Origin of the sequence: Pseudotenacibaculum haliotis, assembly GCF_042684245.1 — a bacterium.
Lineage (GTDB): Bacteria > Bacteroidota > Bacteroidia > Flavobacteriales > Flavobacteriaceae > Polaribacter > Polaribacter haliotis_A.
Map to the genome: position 1 here is coordinate 337,532 of NZ_JBHULH010000012.1, position 17,572 is coordinate 355,103.

The 17,572-nt window shown below is 33.9% G+C and carries 16 protein-coding genes; 13 read left to right on the top strand and 3 right to left on the bottom strand.

What is annotated here, in order from left to right; translation table 11 throughout:
* Window positions 1-81: 81 nt before the first annotated feature.
* The 7 genes from ACFSRZ_RS16025 to ACFSRZ_RS16055 all read left to right on the top strand — a co-directional run bounded on the left by ACFSRZ_RS16025 (window position 82) and on the right by ACFSRZ_RS16055 (window position 7,786).
* Window positions 82-810: a type III pantothenate kinase gene (locus ACFSRZ_RS16025; RefSeq protein ID WP_379667696.1), complete on the top strand. Its 729-nt coding sequence runs from the start codon at window positions 82-84 to the stop codon at window positions 808-810.
* Window positions 807-2,096, top strand: a complete 1,290-nt coding sequence (locus ACFSRZ_RS16030) for a hypothetical protein (RefSeq protein WP_379667588.1) — start codon at window positions 807-809, stop codon at window positions 2,094-2,096. The genes ACFSRZ_RS16025 and ACFSRZ_RS16030 overlap by 4 nt, the downstream gene beginning before the upstream one ends.
* A gap of 15 nt (window positions 2,097-2,111) precedes the next feature.
* Window positions 2,112-3,482, top strand: a complete 1,371-nt coding sequence (locus ACFSRZ_RS16035; RefSeq protein WP_379667589.1) for a tetratricopeptide repeat protein — start codon at window positions 2,112-2,114, stop codon at window positions 3,480-3,482.
* A complete protein-coding gene (gene lptC / locus ACFSRZ_RS16040) occupies window positions 3,482-4,060 on the top strand; it encodes an LPS export ABC transporter periplasmic protein LptC (RefSeq protein ID WP_379667590.1) in 579 nt (192 codons plus the stop codon). Before ACFSRZ_RS16035 ends, lptC begins: the two co-directional genes overlap by 1 nt.
* A complete protein-coding gene (locus ACFSRZ_RS16045) occupies window positions 4,057-4,254 on the top strand; it encodes a hypothetical protein (RefSeq protein WP_379667591.1) in 198 nt (65 codons plus the stop codon). Before lptC ends, ACFSRZ_RS16045 begins: the two co-directional genes overlap by 4 nt.
* The gene (locus ACFSRZ_RS16050; RefSeq protein ID WP_379667592.1) at window positions 4,255-5,523 is read left to right on the top strand and encodes a hemolysin family protein; all 1,269 of its coding nucleotides are present in this window, start codon (window positions 4,255-4,257) and stop codon (window positions 5,521-5,523) included.
* 115 nt (window positions 5,524-5,638) lie between these two features.
* Window positions 5,639-7,786: a peptidylprolyl isomerase gene (locus tag ACFSRZ_RS16055; protein WP_379667593.1), complete on the top strand. Its 2,148-nt coding sequence runs from the start codon at window positions 5,639-5,641 to the stop codon at window positions 7,784-7,786.
* Between the two features lie 72 nt (window positions 7,787-7,858).
* Here ACFSRZ_RS16055 and rho read toward each other — a convergent pair whose 3' ends face one another.
* Complete coding sequence (rho, locus tag ACFSRZ_RS16060) at window positions 7,859-9,472, bottom strand: transcription termination factor Rho (protein ID WP_379667594.1); 1,614 nt, start codon at window positions 9,470-9,472, stop codon at window positions 7,859-7,861.
* A gap of 203 nt (window positions 9,473-9,675) precedes the next feature.
* Here rho and ACFSRZ_RS16065 point away from each other — a divergent pair, with 203 nt between their 5' ends.
* The 4 genes from ACFSRZ_RS16065 (at window position 9,676) to ACFSRZ_RS16080 (ending at window position 13,637) form a co-directional block, all read left to right on the top strand.
* Entirely contained in the window at window positions 9,676-10,104 is a 429-nt protein-coding gene (locus ACFSRZ_RS16065; RefSeq protein WP_379667595.1) for a DUF4293 domain-containing protein, read from the top strand.
* Window positions 10,105-10,298: 194 nt separating this feature from the next.
* A complete protein-coding gene (locus tag ACFSRZ_RS16070) occupies window positions 10,299-10,958 on the top strand; it encodes a response regulator (protein ID WP_379667596.1) in 660 nt (219 codons plus the stop codon).
* Between the two features lie 184 nt (window positions 10,959-11,142).
* Window positions 11,143-11,820 carry a hypothetical protein gene (locus ACFSRZ_RS16075; RefSeq protein ID WP_379667597.1) on the top strand — a complete coding sequence of 226 codons (678 nt, stop codon included), beginning with the start codon at window positions 11,143-11,145 and terminating at the stop codon, window positions 11,818-11,820.
* Between the two features lie 101 nt (window positions 11,821-11,921).
* On the top strand, window positions 11,922-13,637 hold the full coding sequence (locus ACFSRZ_RS16080) for a tetratricopeptide repeat-containing sensor histidine kinase (RefSeq protein WP_379667598.1): 1,716 nt from the start codon (window positions 11,922-11,924) through the stop codon (window positions 13,635-13,637).
* On the opposite strand, the gene ACFSRZ_RS16085 is transcribed toward ACFSRZ_RS16080, so the two are convergent.
* Window positions 13,624-14,121 (bottom strand): metallophosphoesterase family protein, encoded by a 498-nt coding sequence (locus ACFSRZ_RS16085; protein WP_379667599.1) that lies wholly within the window; start codon window positions 14,119-14,121, stop codon window positions 13,624-13,626. The two genes, ACFSRZ_RS16080 and ACFSRZ_RS16085, sit on opposite strands and share 14 nt — an antisense overlap.
* Window positions 14,122-14,185: 64 nt before the next feature.
* Here ACFSRZ_RS16085 and truA point away from each other — a divergent pair, with 64 nt between their 5' ends.
* A complete protein-coding gene (gene truA, locus ACFSRZ_RS16090; protein WP_379667697.1) occupies window positions 14,186-14,911 on the top strand; it encodes a tRNA pseudouridine(38-40) synthase TruA in 726 nt (241 codons plus the stop codon).
* Window positions 14,912-14,916: 5 nt separating this feature from the next.
* Window positions 14,917-16,683: an ABC transporter ATP-binding protein gene (locus ACFSRZ_RS16095; RefSeq protein ID WP_379667600.1), complete on the top strand. Its 1,767-nt coding sequence runs from the start codon at window positions 14,917-14,919 to the stop codon at window positions 16,681-16,683.
* Here the strand turns inward: ACFSRZ_RS16095 and ACFSRZ_RS16100 are convergent.
* On the bottom strand, window positions 16,647-17,567 hold the full coding sequence (locus ACFSRZ_RS16100) for a DUF3667 domain-containing protein (protein WP_379667601.1): 921 nt from the start codon (window positions 17,565-17,567) through the stop codon (window positions 16,647-16,649). The two genes, ACFSRZ_RS16095 and ACFSRZ_RS16100, sit on opposite strands and share 37 nt — an antisense overlap.
* Window positions 17,568-17,572 lie beyond the last annotated feature (5 nt).

The following is a 17,572-nucleotide window of genomic DNA, read 5'->3' on the forward strand; positions in this document are numbered from 1 at the left end:
AATATAAAACGAGTTTTTTATATCTGCCAAATAAAATTACAAAAATCTATTGTATTTTTGAGCTTCATTTTTAACCACATGATAAATCTTGTTGTTGATATAGGAAATACGCAAGTCAAAGCGGCTGTATTTGAGTTACATAAGTTGATTGAGCATTTTGTTTTTGAAGAAGAACAATTCTCAAAAAAAATTCAACAAATTTTACAAGAAAGAGAAATTAACCAATGTATTTTGTCTTCTGTAAGAGAAAATAACACCAAAATAGTCGATCAGTTAAGTAAAATTCCGCGTTTTATTCAATTAAATAGTACAACACCTGTTCCGTTTCAGAACTTATACAGTACACCTAAGACTTTAGGAATTGATAGAATTGCACTTGTTGCAGGAGCTATTGGTGAGTTTCCTAACCAAAATGTATTGGTTATAGATGCGGGAACTTGCATTACTTATGATTTTTTAAATAGTAAAAGCGAATATCTAGGTGGAGCAATCTCACCAGGAATAACAGTTCGATATAGATCGTTACACGATTATACTTCAAAACTCCCTCAATTAACTATTAATGAGGAGTTTAATTTGATTGGAGATTCAACTTCAGGAGCAATTCACTCTGGCATAATTAATGGTGTAATTCAGGAAATTGAAGGGGTAATCAACCAATATCAGGCAAAATATCAAGATTTAACAGTAGTTTTAACAGGAGGAGATACAAAATTCTTGTCCAAACAATTAAAAAATAGCATATTTGCCAATCAAAATTTTCTCCTCCACGGATTAAATCAAATATTGACATTTAATAATAAAGAATGATTAAAAGAATCATATTCTTCATTACTGCACTAGTATCGATCCAAGCATTTTCTCAAAGATCAAGTTCATCTCCATATTCAATTTTTGGAGTAGGAGACGAGTTCGGAACAAGAACTGTAGAGCAAATTAGTATGGGTGGTGTAGGAGCTGCTTACAGTAGTAGCCAATACTTAAACTTTATCAACCCGGCTGCATTATCAGAATTGAGATATGCAACATACGTTTTTGGACTTTTACACAACGATCTAAGAGTAAAAGACGCAGATACCAATCAGTCTTCAGCAACAACAAGTTTAAGTTACTTTAGTTTTGGAGTACCTATTAGTAAAAATGCAGGAATTATTGCTGGATTGCAACCTACTTCAGCTGTAGGGTATTCATTAATCAATAATCTCGTTGATGGAGATGGAAACATAGTAGACATTACTGCTTTTACCGGAGACGGAGCTGTAAATAGATTATATGGAGGAATTGGAGCAAAATTGTTCAAAGGATTTTCTCTAGGTGTAGAAGTTGATTTCTTGTTTGGAAATATCACAAACAATGTTAGTAACAGAAGACAGAATGTAGCTCTAGGAACTAAAAATGTTGAAGATTCTAGAATTAGAGGAGGTTCTATAAAAATAGGGGCACAGTACAAAACTCAAATAAAGGAAGATATTGATCTTACTGTAGGAGCAGCAGTTAAATTGAGCAACCGACTAAGAGCAAAAGGAGAAGAATACTTGTATTCTTTTACTCAAGGATCTTTAGGAGGTGAAATTCCAAGAGATACACTTTCAGCAACATCTTTAAGAGGGAATTTAGAAAGACCTTTGGAAACAGTTGTTGGAATTGGAGTAGGAAAACAAAATAAATGGTATGCTGCGGTAGACTATCAGTTTCAAGATGCATTGATGCCATCAGGATATTTGAATGAGTCAGCACAAAGCTTGCGATATGGAAACTCGTCAAGAGTATCTTTAGGAGGGTTTTACCTTCCAAAATTTAACTCTATTTCCAGTTATTGGCAGAGAGTAACATATAGAGCCGGATTCAAATATGCAAAGACTGGATTGTTGGTAAATGGTATACCTAGTGGAAATACTTTTACAGCTGTTGATGACTTTGGCATATCTTTTGGTTTAGGTTTACCACTGGGGAATAGGGTCTCTAATGTAAATGTTGGATTTGAATATGGAAAGAGAGGTTCAACAGAGAATGGATTACTCCAAGAGAATTACTTAAATTTGCGTTTGAGTTTATCTCTAAACGACTTATGGTTTAGAAAAAGACAAATTGATTAACAAATACTATTAAAAATGAAGAAACGAATTATTTTACTAGCTAACTTATTTCTTTTCATGGGATTAACAACAGTTGTAGCTCAAGCAGAACAGCAAGAGTGTACAATTAAGTATAACCTTTTTAAAGGGGATTACCAATCCAAAAAATATGATGATGCATATACAAATTGGATTTGGTTAATGGATAACTGTAAAAAGTTATCGATTAATATTTATAAATTGGGATATAAATTAGCAAAAAAGAGATATGAAGAAGGAACAGATAAGTCAGCAGCAGCTGTCTTAATGAAAAGAGTTTATGATCAAAGATTAGAAAACTATCCTAATAATGATGTTGCTAAAGTGCACAGTGATTATGCTGCTTTTTTAATAGAAAACAAATTAGCGTCTGATGATGAAGTATTTGTTTTATTAGAAAAAGCTTACAATATAGACCCTACAAGGTTGGGTGTGAAAAATATCTACAGATACTTTCAAGGAATTACTGATAAGAACAAAGATTCAAACCCTCAAAAAGTATTTGATACGTATGACGATGTGTTAGAGTCTGTAGCTGCTAAATTAGCTGACTACTCTAAAAAATTAGTGCCACTTCAAAATAAAGAGGAAGCTGGAGAAGAGTTAGATAAGAAAGAAAAAAGAAACTTAAAAATTTATACAGTTAACTCTAAAGCATTAGGGCAAGTTGAAACAGGGTTAGATAATATTATTGTAACGTTGTCTACTTGTGATAGATTAGTTCCATTGTATACTAGAGATTTTGAAGCTAATAAAACCAATGCTAAATGGTTAAAAAGAGCCGTTTCAAGAATGTTTAACAAGGAATGTACTGATGATCCTTTATTTGAAAAACTAGCAAAAGCATATGCAGATGCTTCTCCTTCTGCAGACGCATATACATTTGTTGCCGGAGTATTAGCAAAGAATGGAGACAATGCTGGAGCAGAGCAAATGAGAATGAAAGCATTTGAGTTAGAAACAGATCCTTTAAAGAAAGCAAACTATAAATTAAAATTTGCTCAGGCTGCTAGAAAAAGAGGGCAAAAATCTAAAGCTAGATCTTTAGCTAGAGAAGCAATTAGCTTAAACCCTAATTTTGGTAAAGCATATTTATTCATCGCAAACTTATATGCTACTTCTGTAAATGCATGTGGTAACAGTGAGTTTGAAAAGAGAATGACTTATGTTGCAGCTTATAACAAAGCTAGAAAAGCTTCTGCTGTAGATCCAAGTATCAGTACAGTAGCAGGTAAGTTCATGAGAAACTATAAAGCTAACTTCCCTTCTAAGAAAGTAGTATTTACTGAAGGTAAAAAAGTAGGAGATTCTTTTGCTGTTAAATGTTGGATAAATGAATCTGTAAAGGTGGCCACTAGTGGTAAATAATGAATAAACCTTTCAAAATAATAAAAGAAAGCATTGCTGTGGTATTGTTCACAGCAATGCTTTTTTCTTGTACCAATGATTCTAAAGAGGTACGTGATTTTTTGGCAGAAAAGAACTTGCCAATAGGTGTGGCAAGAGATGCCTATCACGTATATAAAGATTCGGGACGTATTACCTCTAAACTCATCACTCCACAATTGAATGATTTTAGCAATCGTAAAAATCATCCGTATAACGAGTTCCCAAAAGGAGTGAAGATTATCAATTTTGAAAATGACGGCAAAGATTCTGTAACCGTTGTTGGAGATTATGCACTGTCGTATGCAAAGACCTCTATTTCTGAATTAAAAGGAAATGTTGTGGTGATTAACCATACGGATATGACAAAATTGGAAACTGATCAATTATTTTGGGATCAAAAAAATAAATACTTTTTCTCGGAAAAACCATTTATATTAACGAAATTGACCGATAGTACCTTTACAAAAGGAATAGGGTTTGAGTCGAGAGAGAATTTAACCAAATGGGTGTCTAAGAAAATAACAGGAGACATCATAACCAATGAAGATGAACTATGACTAAGCTTTGGAAATATACCTATTACGGATACCTGATTATTGCATTGATCCTAATAGTAGAAGGAATTTTACAGTTCGGAAAAGATATAAAAATGGCATTAATTCTTCTAGCCATTGCCGGAGCTGTTATACTTAAGTTTTTCTTTACAAGAAAGTTTAGGAAAAGGATTGCAGAGAGAACCGAACAAAAATAAATGGAGCTAGATATAATAATTATTCTAACTTCTATTATCCTCTCAGCGTTCTTCTCAGGAATGGAGATCGCATTTGTTTCTGCAAATAAGCTCCACATAGAACTGGAGAAAAAAAGGTCAGGGTTTATACCAACCATTCTAGGAAAACTTACCCAAAAATCTTCAAAATTTATAACAACCATGCTCGTAGGGAATAATATTTCCTTAGTAGTATATAGTTATTTTATGGGGAAGGTAATCGTAGAAACATTGCCCATAGAACAATATTCCGACTTTTGGATTCTACTTATTCAAACGGTTATTTCTACACTAGTTATTCTTGTTACAGCAGAATTCTTACCCAAAGCCATCTTTAGAGTGTATGCCAATCAAATGCTTAAATTCTTTGCTATACCGGCATACGTCTTTTATTTGATCCTCTATTTACTCTCGTTTATCGTGAATGGAATTTCTAACTTTTTCCTGAGAGTATTTTTCAAAACGCATTCAGAAGAAGAACAAACAGAGTTTAGTAAAGAAGAACTTGGAAACTATATTTCGGAACAACTGGAAACCGGAAACGACGAGGAAGAAATGGATTCTGAAATACAAATCTTCCAAAACGCACTAGAGTTTCAAAAGGTAAAAGCTCGTGAGATCATGGTGCCTAGAACAGAGATCATGGCCATTGAGATCCATGACGGGGTCAATGAGTTAAAAGAATCATTCATCAGTACCGGGTATTCTAAGATCTTAGTGTATAAAAACTCATTGGATGATATTATCGGATATGTCAATGCCTTTGAGTTGTTTAAAAAGCCACGTACTATTAAATCTATCTTACTACCGGTAGAAATAGTGCCGGAATCTATGATGATCAATGATGTATTAAACATTCTGATGAAAAAGAGAAAAAGCATTGCTGTTGTTGTAGATGAGTATGGAGGAACATCAGGTATGATTACAGTTGAAGACATTGTAGAAGAGCTCTTTGGAGAAATAGAAGATGAGCACGATTCGCAAGAATTGTTGGAAGAAAAACTGACCAATAATGAATTCAATTTATCAGCTCGTTTAGAGGTAGACTATTTGAATGAAGAGTACGATTTGAATATTCCAAAAGAAGAAGCTTACGAAACTTTAGGAGGTTTTATCATCAATCATACAGAAAATATACCTAAGCAAGATGAAGAACTGGAGATCTTGAACTATCACATTAAGATTCTAAAAGTAAGCTCCTCAAAAATCGACGATATTTACCTTAAAGCCTTGGAAAATAAGGAGAATTAAAACATATTTTCTACGTTAATTTTCTTGTAAAATTTCTGTAAATACTAGGGTTTCAGGTTGTTTATTTAATTGGCAAATTGTATCTTCGCCCATTCAAAATAAAATAATCAACTTTATGGCAATTTTATCAAAAATTAGAGAAAGATCTGTTGCATTGATCGCCGTTATTGGATTGGCTTTGTTTGCCTTTGTATTAGATCCATCTACATTAACGGATTTCTTTAATTCTTCAAAGATTAATGAAGTAGGAGAAATAGGAGGTGAACCTATTTCCAGACAAGAGTATGCAGAAGCAGTAGATAGCTACAAAACGAGAACACAAAATCGTGCTACTGAAATGCAAGCTGCCAATGCTGTTTGGAACAACCTTTTAAGAGAGAAGATCTATTCTCAACAATTAGAAGAAGCAGGAGTAACTATTGGTGAGTCTGATGTATGGAATGAATTAATTTCGTTGCCATCAGTTTCTCAAAACCCACAGTTCTTTAATGAAGCTGGGTTGTTTGATGAAAACATGTTCAAACAGTTTTTACAAGATACCAGAAACGGAGAGAATAGAGAATTAGCAAAAGCTTGGGATGATTATATTAATCTAATTGGTTTAAACCTAAAGAGAAATACTTATAACAATTTAGTAAGTGCAGGTTTAGGAGCTTCTTTAAAAGAAGGAAAAGATAGATATAACGAAGAAAATACTAAGATTAGTGCTGATTTTGTATATGTACCTTACTTAACTATTCCTGATAGTTTAGTTAACGTATCAAAAGCAGACATTGAAGCTTATGTAAAATCTCACCCAAAAGAATTTCAAGTTGAAGAAACAAGAGATCTTTCTTTCGTGAAGTTTGATATCAAAGCTACACAAGAAGATAAAGATGAGATCAAGAAATCTGTTGCAGATCTATTAAACGATACCAAAGACAGAAACGATCTTGATGTTTTAGGATTTAAAAACACAGAAGACTATCAATTGTTCTTCGAAGAGAATGAATCAGACCTTCCTTTAATTCAAAACTATTTATTAGAAGCTCAGGTTCCTACCGTTATTTCTAAAGAAGTAGTAGCTGGAAAAGTAAATGATACATTTGGTCCTTACGAAGAAGGAAATTTCTACAAGATTTCAAAAATTGTAGACATCATTCAGAGACCAGATTCTGTAAGCTCTAGCTATATTTTAATTCCACATATTGGAGCTGCACGTGCAGGAGCAGATGTTACACAAACAGAAGAACAAGCAAAAGTAACAGCAGATAGCATCTTCAAATTGGTTAGAAATAACAAGAAGAAGTTTGAAGAAATGGCTGCTAAGTACAATACAGATAGTAGTAAAGACAAAGGAGGAGATTTAGGATGGATCAATCACCAAAATGCATTCTCTCCTAGATTTGATAAAGACTATGCAGAGTTTGTTTTCAATAACAAAAAAGGAGAAGTAAAAGTTGTTAAAACTGCTTTTGGTTACCACATCATTAGAATTGATGATCAGAAGAACAAGCAAAATGCATACAAGCTAGTAACTTTTGGTAAAGCAATCAAGCCATCTCAGGCAACAGAAGATGCAATTTTCCAAGAAGCAGAAACATTTGCTTTGTCTATTATGGACGGAAACACAAACAAGTTCTACAGTGCTGCAAGAGAGAAGAAATATACTACAAGACCGGCTATCGGATTAAAAGTATTAGATGAAAGACTTCCTGGAGTTCAAGGAAACAGTAGAGAAGTAATTTCTTGGGCTTTTTCTAGCGATACAGACAAAGGTGACTTCAAGAGATTTGATGTCGAAGGAGGTTATGTTGTAGCTACTTTGGTAAACAAAACTAAAGAAGGTTTGATGCCGGCATCTAAAGCAACAGGAAGAGTAAAACCAATTTTATTGAATGAGAAGAAAGCAAAGTTGATCAGAGAAAAGATGAAAGGAGCTACACTTAATGATATCGCAACAGCAAACAAAGTAGCTGTTAAGAAGATGAGTGATGTAGCTTTAAAATCACCTTCTATTACAGGAGTAGGATTTGAGCCTAAAGTTGTAGGAGCAATGTACTACGCTAAAGAAAACCAATTGTACAACGGAATCGAAGGAGGTAAAGGAGTGTTTGCTTTTGTAATCACTAAGAAAGAAAAGCCAGCTGAAGTTCCAAACTACGAACCTTTCAGACAACGACTGTCAGAAGAGAGAAAAGGTAGAGTAGGAAACGTTTTCGAAGCTTTAAAGAAGTCATCTGATATAGAAGATAACAGAGCATTCTTTTATGGTGTAAACTAATAAAGAAACAACGATACAATAAAAAAGCCGTTCCATTTGGAACGGCTTTTTTATTGCTGTTATATGATTTAATTATCCATTCATGGAGATCAAGAATTCATCATTACTTCTTGAGAATTTGATCTTCTCACTAATGAATTCCATCGCTTCAATTGGGTTCATATCTGCTAGGTATTTACGCAACACCCACATACGTTGTACCGTCTTGTCGTCCAATAATAGATCGTCTCTTCTTGTACTTGATTTGATAAGGTCGATAGCAGGATAGATTCTTCTGTTGGCAATATTACGCTCTAACTGAAGCTCCATGTTACCGGTTCCTTTAAACTCCTCAAAAATCACTTCATCCATCTTAGAACCAGTCTCTGTTAATGCTGTTGCAATGATAGTTAAAGAACCTCCGTTCTCAATGTTTCTGGCAGCACCAAAGAAACGTTTTGGTTTGTGTAAAGCATTGGCATCAATACCTCCGGATAAGATTTTACCCGAAGCAGGAGCAACAGTGTTGTATGCTCTTGCCAAACGTGTAATAGAATCCAATAAGATCACTACATCATGACCACATTCTACCAAACGTTTTGCTTTTTCCAAAACAATATTGGCAACTCTTACATGCTTTTCAGCAGGCTCATCAAAAGTAGAAGCAACTACTTCTCCACGAACACTACGTTGCATGTCTGTAACTTCTTCAGGACGCTCGTCAATTAATAAAACAATTTGATATACCTCAGGATGGTTTGCGGCAATAGAATTGGCCACATCCTTTAATAGCATTGTTTTACCGGTTTTAGGTTGTGCTACAATCATTCCTCTTTGTCCTTTTCCAATAGGAGAGAAAAGATCTATAATGCGAGTAGATAAATTACTACTTCTTTCTGCTAAGTTGAATTTCTCGTCCGGGAACAATGGAGTTAAATGTTCAAATGAAACACGATCTCTAACGATGTTAGGATTTAGTCCATTGATCTTAGATACACGGATCAAAGGGAAGTATTTTTCACCTTCTTTAGGAGGTCTTACATTTCCTCTTACTGTATCTCCGGTTTTCAAACCAAACAATTTGATTTGAGATTGAGAAACATAAATATCATCTGGAGAAGACAAATAGTTATAATCAGAAGATCTTAAGAAACCATATCCGTCAGGCATCATTTCAAGAACACCTTCACTTTCTATGATTCCGTCAAATTCGAAATCAGGGTCCTTGTAACGGTTTCCTCCTTTTTGGTTTCTGTTCTTTTGGTCTCTATTCTGATTGTTATTACGGTTCCTATGATTGTTCTGATTCTGATGGGATCCGTTATTCTTTGGTTTTTGCTGAGGAGGGGTTTTGTCGTTGTTCTGTTGTTGTTGAGGAGCTTCTTTTTCTTCTGAGGTGGGTGCGGAGGGCTTTTGTTTTGGTTTCGGTTTCGGTTTTGGCTTTGATTCCGGTTCCTTCTTCGCTTTTACCTCAGTAGGTTTTGCTTCGCTCTTTTCTGTTTGAACAGGTTTTTTAGCAACTCTTTTTCTTTTTGGTTTTTCCGCCTTCGGTTTCTCCTCTCTGGTAGGGTTTGCCGCTTGAGTATCTAAGATCTGGTACACAAGATCCAACTTTTTTAGCTGGCTAATCTTGGTAAGACCAATAGATTTAGCAATTTGTTGTAACTCAGCAAGTGTCTTTGCTTTAAGTTGAGATATTTCAAACATGTAGGTTATGAATTAAGTTTTAAACTCTTAAATGCTTTTTTTAAGAAGTAATTAGATGTTTATTTGCTTTTATAAAAGTTTGTATAAAGAATTATACAATATGTTAGAGCGGTTGTATATATCGCAAATATATACAATTATTTTAATTTTTAATGTTTCTTTTTAAAAAAGAAAATGATAATTTTGTCTTCCATTTTTAAAGAATGATACAAAGAATACAGACCTTATATTTACTCGTTGCGGCAATTGTGTCTGCGGGACTCATTTTTGTGTTCAACTTATGGACAGTTGCAGAAACAAAGAAGTATGCCATCGATTTATTTTCCGAAGCATCTCTATTAAATAAGTTGGTACCTGTATTGTTCTTTTTATCGGCCATTGTAGCTGTCATTTCTATTTTTTCATATAAGGATAGACAGAAACAATTTGTATTAGGCCGAGTTATTATGTTGATCAATCTTTTTTTATTAGGAGTATTGATTTATTTATCTCTAAACTTACCTGGAGAAGGTTCTTCTGAGAAGGGTATTGGGATGTTCATACCAACTGTTGCTATTTTGTTTTCTGTTATGGCAAATAGAGCAATTAAAAAGGATGAAGATCTTGTAAAATCTGTAGATAGATTGCGATAAGCCTAACATCTTAGTATATTTAGTGCGAAAAACCAAGGCTAAACCCTTGGTTTTTTTATATTTACGCCCGAAAACTTACAGCATGTAGTGTCCCCAATTCTAGTGAACCTTCTCCCCAAAAATGGGGAGGGAAAAATTTCACTAATTCGTGGTATTGTATCATATTTACATCACTCATAAATTTGTAACGTAGAATGAAAGAAAAGATACACGTTCATGTCGCTGATGATCACAAGATACTTATCGAAGGTATCATTGCGGTTATTAATACAGACAAAGATATTGAAGTAGAGGGTTACTCTCTTACAGGAAAGGAAGTCATCGATTGGGCTCAGAGCAATACTGCGGATATTCTAATTTTAGATATCAATATGCCTCACTACGATGGGATAGAAGTCTTAAAATTTTTCAAACTGAAAGACATTAAGATCAAAACCATTATTCTTTCCAGTTATGACGATGTAAAACTCGTAGAAGAAATGCTAACACTTGGTGCTAGCGGTTTCTTATCAAAAGATAGTGCTGGTGAACACATCATCAATGCAATCAAAGCAGTACACGAAGGCGAGCAATATTTTAGCGATGCCATTAAAAGTAACCTGCTGAAGTTGTATACAGGACAAAAGGTAAAAGCAGGGCAAAGACCTGAGAGTACCATTGCACACAGCTTAACAGACAGAGAAATAGAAGTGTTAAAGCTGATAGCGCAAGAATACAGTTCGCCAGAGATCGCTGATATATTAAACATCAGTCAAAGTACGGTAGACACGTACAGAAAAAGTTTATTAAAGAAAACAAATGTCAAAAATGCAGTAGGCTTAGCAATGTATGCGGTAAAAAATAAGATTATATAGTTATATAGTTTTACCCCCTAAAACAAGAAAGACGGTTCTCAAATTCCATTAAATTTTACCCCCTAAAATTAAGAGAACACATCATCCCCCAACCCTCTATATATCTACCGCGTGCATTGTAAGTCTATTTTTAAACAATAATAGTTACAAAACCAAATTTTCCTTTTTTAAAAACTTTCTAATCATGAAAAAATTAAGCTTAACAACAATAGCATTAACACTTATTTTAGGGTTTTCTTCTTGTACTCAGGACGACAATACAATACTAGAACCTACAGCACAAGACTTGTTAAAAGCATATAAAGTGCAAAGAGATGCGTCAGGAGCATATTCCTTAAATTACGAATTAAACGATGGAGTTGCTTCAGAAAACATCAAAGATAAAATTACCAATACTAACAATATTTACTTATATTCGTCTGATTATCAGTCTAGATCTAAGATGAGTGAAAACTTGGAAATAGAAGACGGACAATTAAAGATTGGTTTCAAAGACACCAATAATCAAAGAGAAACCCTAATTACTATTACTGATAAAAAAATAGTATACGGTAAAGAAGTTAATAATAGCATTTATCTTGATACATATAGCATAACGGGTAATGGAGATGGGACGTTTAACTTAGACTTTACTGTTAAGGATAATGTAGATGTAAGTTTTGCATTTAATGAAGACGAAAATATATATGAAGTACACCTTGAGGAAGGAAGTGGAGATGATGGAAGTGATTTTTCAACAGTATTAGTAAAAGAAGAAGGGGTTACATTAAGATTTGACTTTGTAAATCATATTGTTTCAAATACTTCTAAAGAGACTACAGTAGAAAAGGTACCTAGAGGTTCAATTGATACCATTAATTAATGAATAGAATTTTTATAGTAATATTCTTTTTCCTTATCTCAAGTGAGATAAGATCACTAGAAAGGGTAGAGGTCGAGTTTAACTCAACTTCTACCTTTTTTATGGTCCAAAATGATAGTACACTACACAAAAAGTACCTTCTTTTACAACAAAAGCTAAAAGATAAGAACTATACTGATGCATTAGGTGAAGGACTCATTTTATTAGAATCAGCTCAGAAAAAGAATGAGCAAAAGATGGTGATCTTATTGACATATTTTTTGGGAGAAGTGTTTGAAAAAACAGACAACAATATTGATGCTATGAAGTATTATAAAAAATCATACGCTGAAATATTAAAATCAAGATCAAAATTTAATTCAACTGATCAATACTTGAAATCATCTTTTAATGATGTAAGTCTGGCTGAAAGATTGATTAAAATTGGAGGACTATTTCATAAACTAGAAAAAAAGGATAGTGCAAAAGTTTTTTACAACAAGATAATTAATCTAGAATCTTTGAATAAAGAGATAGAGGCTATACAGGCTAAAGCATATAGTAATTTATCATTTATTTTTCAAGTTGATAATAATTTCTCAAGCGCAGAAGAATATTCGTTAAAAGCAATTGACATACATCGTAAATACAATAATTCAACATCCTTAGCTTCCGCACACATAAATCTTGGAAATATATATGTTTTAAAAGGTGAATATGAAGAAGCTAAAAAAATATATAATAAAGGGTTGAAATATATAAAGTATGATAAAGGTGAGAGGGCTACAAAGTTTAAAGAAGATTTGTATTATAATTTAGCTTATGCTCTTTATATGTTGAAAGACTATAAAGCATATGAATATCAAGAGCTATCTTATTCAATTAAAGATAGTGTAAGAGAAGAGAATAATAAAACTAAATTGGCAGCAATTTTAGCAAAATATGATGTTAATGTAGCTAAAAGAATGGTGCAGCAAGAAGAAGCTTTAAAGAGAGAAAAAGTAATTAATCAGAAGCAAAAAGCTCAAAGAAACACTTGGATTCTTGGTATCAGTTCCTTTTTTGTAATCGTTTTGTTAGTCTTTTTGTTAAACCAATACAAACTCCGTCAAAAGAATTTAGGCTTAGAGTTATCCAAACAAGAGCTCATGCAACAGCAGAAAATGGAGAAGATCAAAGCAGAATCTCAGATTCGTATCTTAAATGCTACGTTGGACGGAAAAGAATCAGAACGTAAGCAGATTGCAGAAACACTGCACGATAGTGTTAGCGCACTTTTATCTTCTGCCAATTTGCATTTACAAGCCTGTAAGAAACAATTCAACGGAACTACACCTATAGAAGTAGACAAATCGCAAAGCATCATTAATGAAGCTTCACAAAAGATTCGTGATCTGTCGCATACCTTAGTGTCTTCTATCCTATTAAAATTCGGATTGAGTTACGCTATCAAAGATATTTCTGAAAAGTTCTCAAATTCTCAATTAAGAATCGATTACGAAACGCGTTATATCAAACGATATGATCAAGGATTTGAAATCAAACTCTACAACATCATTCAAGAGTTTGTTAACAATATTCTAAAGCATAGTAAAGCTTCTTATGCTAAAATTACCTTAGTAGAGAAAAAGAATCGATTACATCTGATCATTGAAGACGACGGACAAGGTTTCGATAAGACTCAAATTCCAAAGAAAGATGGTTTAGGAATCAATCAGATCGATGCACGTATTCAAATGATGCAAGGGAAATTTAATATTGATACAGGAAAAGGAAAAGGTACCGTAATTACTATAGAATTACCAGTATTTGAAAAAGAGGCTGTTACTTTCTCTTAGCCAATTCGATAATCTCTAACTCTTTAATATCTCCTTTATCCAATACAAAACGTAACATAGTGCGTACTTTGTGGAATCCATGCTTTCCGGCAGCTCCGGGATTCAAATGAAGTAGTTGTAACTTTTCATCATATTGAACTTTCAGAATATGAGAATGTCCACAGATAAATAATTTAGGAGGGTTTTGTTTGATCATCTCACGTACCCTCATGTTATACTTATTAGGATAGCCACCAATATGTGTGATCCATACATCAACACCTTCTACCGTAAAACGATTGTCCAAAGGAAATTCAGCACGAGCGTCCTTATTATCAATATTTCCGTAAACAGCACGTAAGGGCTTTAACTTTTGTATCTCGTCGGTTACATTCAAGTCACCAATATCACCCGCATGCCAAACTTCATCAGCTTGCTTCACAAACTTCAAAATCTGCTCGTCAATATAACTATGGGTGTCTGATAGTAACAGGATTTTCTTCATGTTTCGAAAGTACGAAGAACAAAATAAAATGCGTAATTTTGATCTACGTTTAATGACTACTTTTTTGAGATATTTCATCAAGTTATCGTACAAAGGAACACAGTATCACGGTTGGCAAATTCAGCCAGATGCTATATCCGTTCAGGAAGAAATTCAGAAAGCTTTACAAACCATATTACAAGAAGAAATTGCGATTGTAGGAGCCGGAAGAACAGATGCCGGTGTGCATGCCCGTCAAATGTTTGCACATTTTGACAGTGAAAAGGAATTGAACGATTTACATGTATACAAGCTTAATTCGGTATTACCGAATGATATTGTGATTTACAAATTATCGCAAGTAGCAGAAGATGCCCATGCAAGATTTGATGCAGTTAGTAGAAGTTATGAATATCATATTTGGTTAGGAAGAGACCCTTTTTTATTGGAGACTTCTTGGCAGCTGTATCAGCAAGAATTGGATATTGATCTTATGAATGAATCGGCAAAAGTTTTGTTGGAATACACAGACTTTGAATGCTTTTCTAAAGTAAAGACAGATGTACATACTTTCGATTGTACGGTGACTCATGCAGAGTGGAAAAAAGAAGGGCAAAATCTGGTGTTTCACATTTCTGCCAATCGCTTTTTACGAAATATGGTAAGAGCTATTGTGGGTACGTTGATCGAAGTAGGACAAGGTAAAAAAACAGTTTCTGATTTCAGAAAAGTTATTGAAAGCAAAAAAAGAAGTAAAGCAGGTTTGTCAGTTCCTGCACAAGGTTTATTTTTAACAGAGGTAAAGTACTAAAACACATGGCAGAAAAAGTTTCAGGAAAAGCATTTGATGTAAAGATCTTTATGAGGTTGATGAGCTTTGCGAAGCAATATAAATTTCGATTTACTGTTGCGGCTTTGTCTACCATTACTCTAGCATTAGTTGCAGCGGCCAATCCTTATGTTTTAGGAATGACGGTTAACGACTTTACCAATACCAAGAGTATAGACAATCTTAACTTTTACATCCTGGTTTTATTGGGATTAACCTTTGCCGAAGTTATCTTACAATTCTTGTTTATTTACAATGCCAATTGGGTAGGTCAGCATATCATTAGAGATATCAGGGTCAAGATTTTCAATCATATTCTGAAATTTAAAATGACCTATTTTGATAACAACTCAGTAGGAAAATTGGTTACAAGAGTAGTGTCTGATATCGAAACCATTGCAGCCTTCTTTTCCAATGGGGTTTTTACCATAGTAAGCGATATTTTGAAGATGTTAGTAGTTCTGGTTGTAATGTTTGTTATGAACTGGAAACTAGCCTTTATAACCATTGCTGTTCTTCCTTTATTGATCTATGCTACCAAGGTATTTCAAGTTGCTATCAAGTCTACTTTCCAAGAAGTCCGTAATCAGGTAGCCAATCTAAACGGATTTGTACAGGAGCGTGTAACGGGAATGAAAATTGTTCAGCTATTCAATAGAGAAAAGATTGAATATGAAAACTTTGTTGGAATCAATGACAAGCATAAGAAAGCATACATAAAAACCATTTGGTACTATTCTATTTTCTTTCCCATTGCAGAGATTTTATCCTCTATTGCAATCGGATTGATTGTTTGGTATGGAGGAAAACAAGTATTGGAAAGCTTTACTACCGTTGGAGCTGTTATTGCATTTATTAAAATGTCGCAAATGCTGTTTCGTCCTTTACGTCAGATTGCAGACAAATTCAATCAGTTACAAATGGGAATTGTATCCGGAGAACGAGTTTTCCAAGTGATGGATACCGAAAGCTTTATCAGCAAAGAAGGTACTCATACAGTAGATAAGGTGCAGGGAGATATTTCTTTTAAAGATGTACGTTTTAGCTATATCGAAGGAGAAGAAGTATTAAAAGGAGTGTCTTTTGAAGTTCAAAAAGGACAAACTGTAGCCATTGTAGGAGCAACAGGAGCAGGAAAGTCTACTATTATTAACCTGATCAATCGTTTTTATGAGATCGATAGCGGAGCAATCTGTGTAGATACCATTCCGGTTCAAGAATATGATTTAGAATCTTTAAGAAGCGAGATTGCCATTGTGTTACAAGATGTATTCTTGTTCTCAGATACTATCTATAACAACATCACTTTAAAAAATGAGAATACTTCTTTAGAAGAAGTGCAAGAAGCTGCTAAGAAGATCGGAATTCATGACTTTATCATGTCTTTACCCGGTAACTATCACTACAACGTAAAAGAAAGAGGAGCAATGTTGTCTTCCGGACAGCGTCAATTGATCGCTTTCTTAAGAGCTTATGTAAGCAAGCCTAGTATTTTGATCTTAGATGAGGCGACTTCTTCAGTAGATTCTCATTCAGAGCAAATGATCCAATATGCAACAGACGCTATTACAGAAGGAAGAACCTCAATTGTAATTGCTCACAGGCTGGCTACCATTAAAAAGGCAGACAAGATCATTGTAATGGACAAAGGAAACATTGTTGAAGAAGGAACTCACAAAGAATTACTCAAAAAAGAAGACGGTTACTACAAAAACCTTTACGACAAGCAATTTAGCTTAGAACTGGCCTCATAGTAAGAGATCGCTTTAGGATCTTTAATACTATCCTTTTTCTGAAGTTTCAAACTATCTATGGGTTGCACTTTCTGAATACTATCTTTCTTTTTTAGATGTTTAGGCTTGAATTTCTCAAGATATGTTGGTCCTTGAATCATAAACATTATAACATTCATGATAATTCCCATAAATAAAAATACAAACATAGAAACAACTAAGAAATAGAGAGTTTTGACAATGAACTGCCAAAATTTAAGCTTGTACAATCGTATGAGAACATAGGAGAAATACACAAAACTAAAAAGACTCATATAAAGTGAAACAACCCCACTGATCTTTTGATCTATTAAGTATATGGGAGCTACAACTATAAAACTGAGAGCGATTGTTTGAGATGCGGCGTACAGATAAATGACAAGATGCTCAAAGAAATTATACTTTTTCCTGTTTAAGAATACCAGCCATGAAATAAAACCATATACAGGAATATTCATTACAGTGAAAATTGACTGATAATCAGAAATCATATTCAGGTAATCTTCTGTGAAAATAGAAGCTAGAAAAGAATCTCCGGATTGAGAACTGGTGTTTATACTCTCCAGATAAATATCTTTTAAGAAATAAAAATAAATTCCACTTATTGTAATAGAGATTAGAAGATAGCTAAACGGGTTGTAGTATCGTTTTCTTATACCATCTATATAGCCATTAATTACTGCTTCCGGCTTTGTAAACAAATGCCAAAAGGTTTTCATTAGCTTATTGTCTACACTCAATACTTTATCTAAGATTTCCTTGATAAGAAATTTAGTAGAAATTCTTTCGTCGATAACACGTGCTCCGCAATATGAGCAAAATCCATCTTCATCCTGAAGGTTTGCGCTGCAATTTTTACACTCCATAGCTT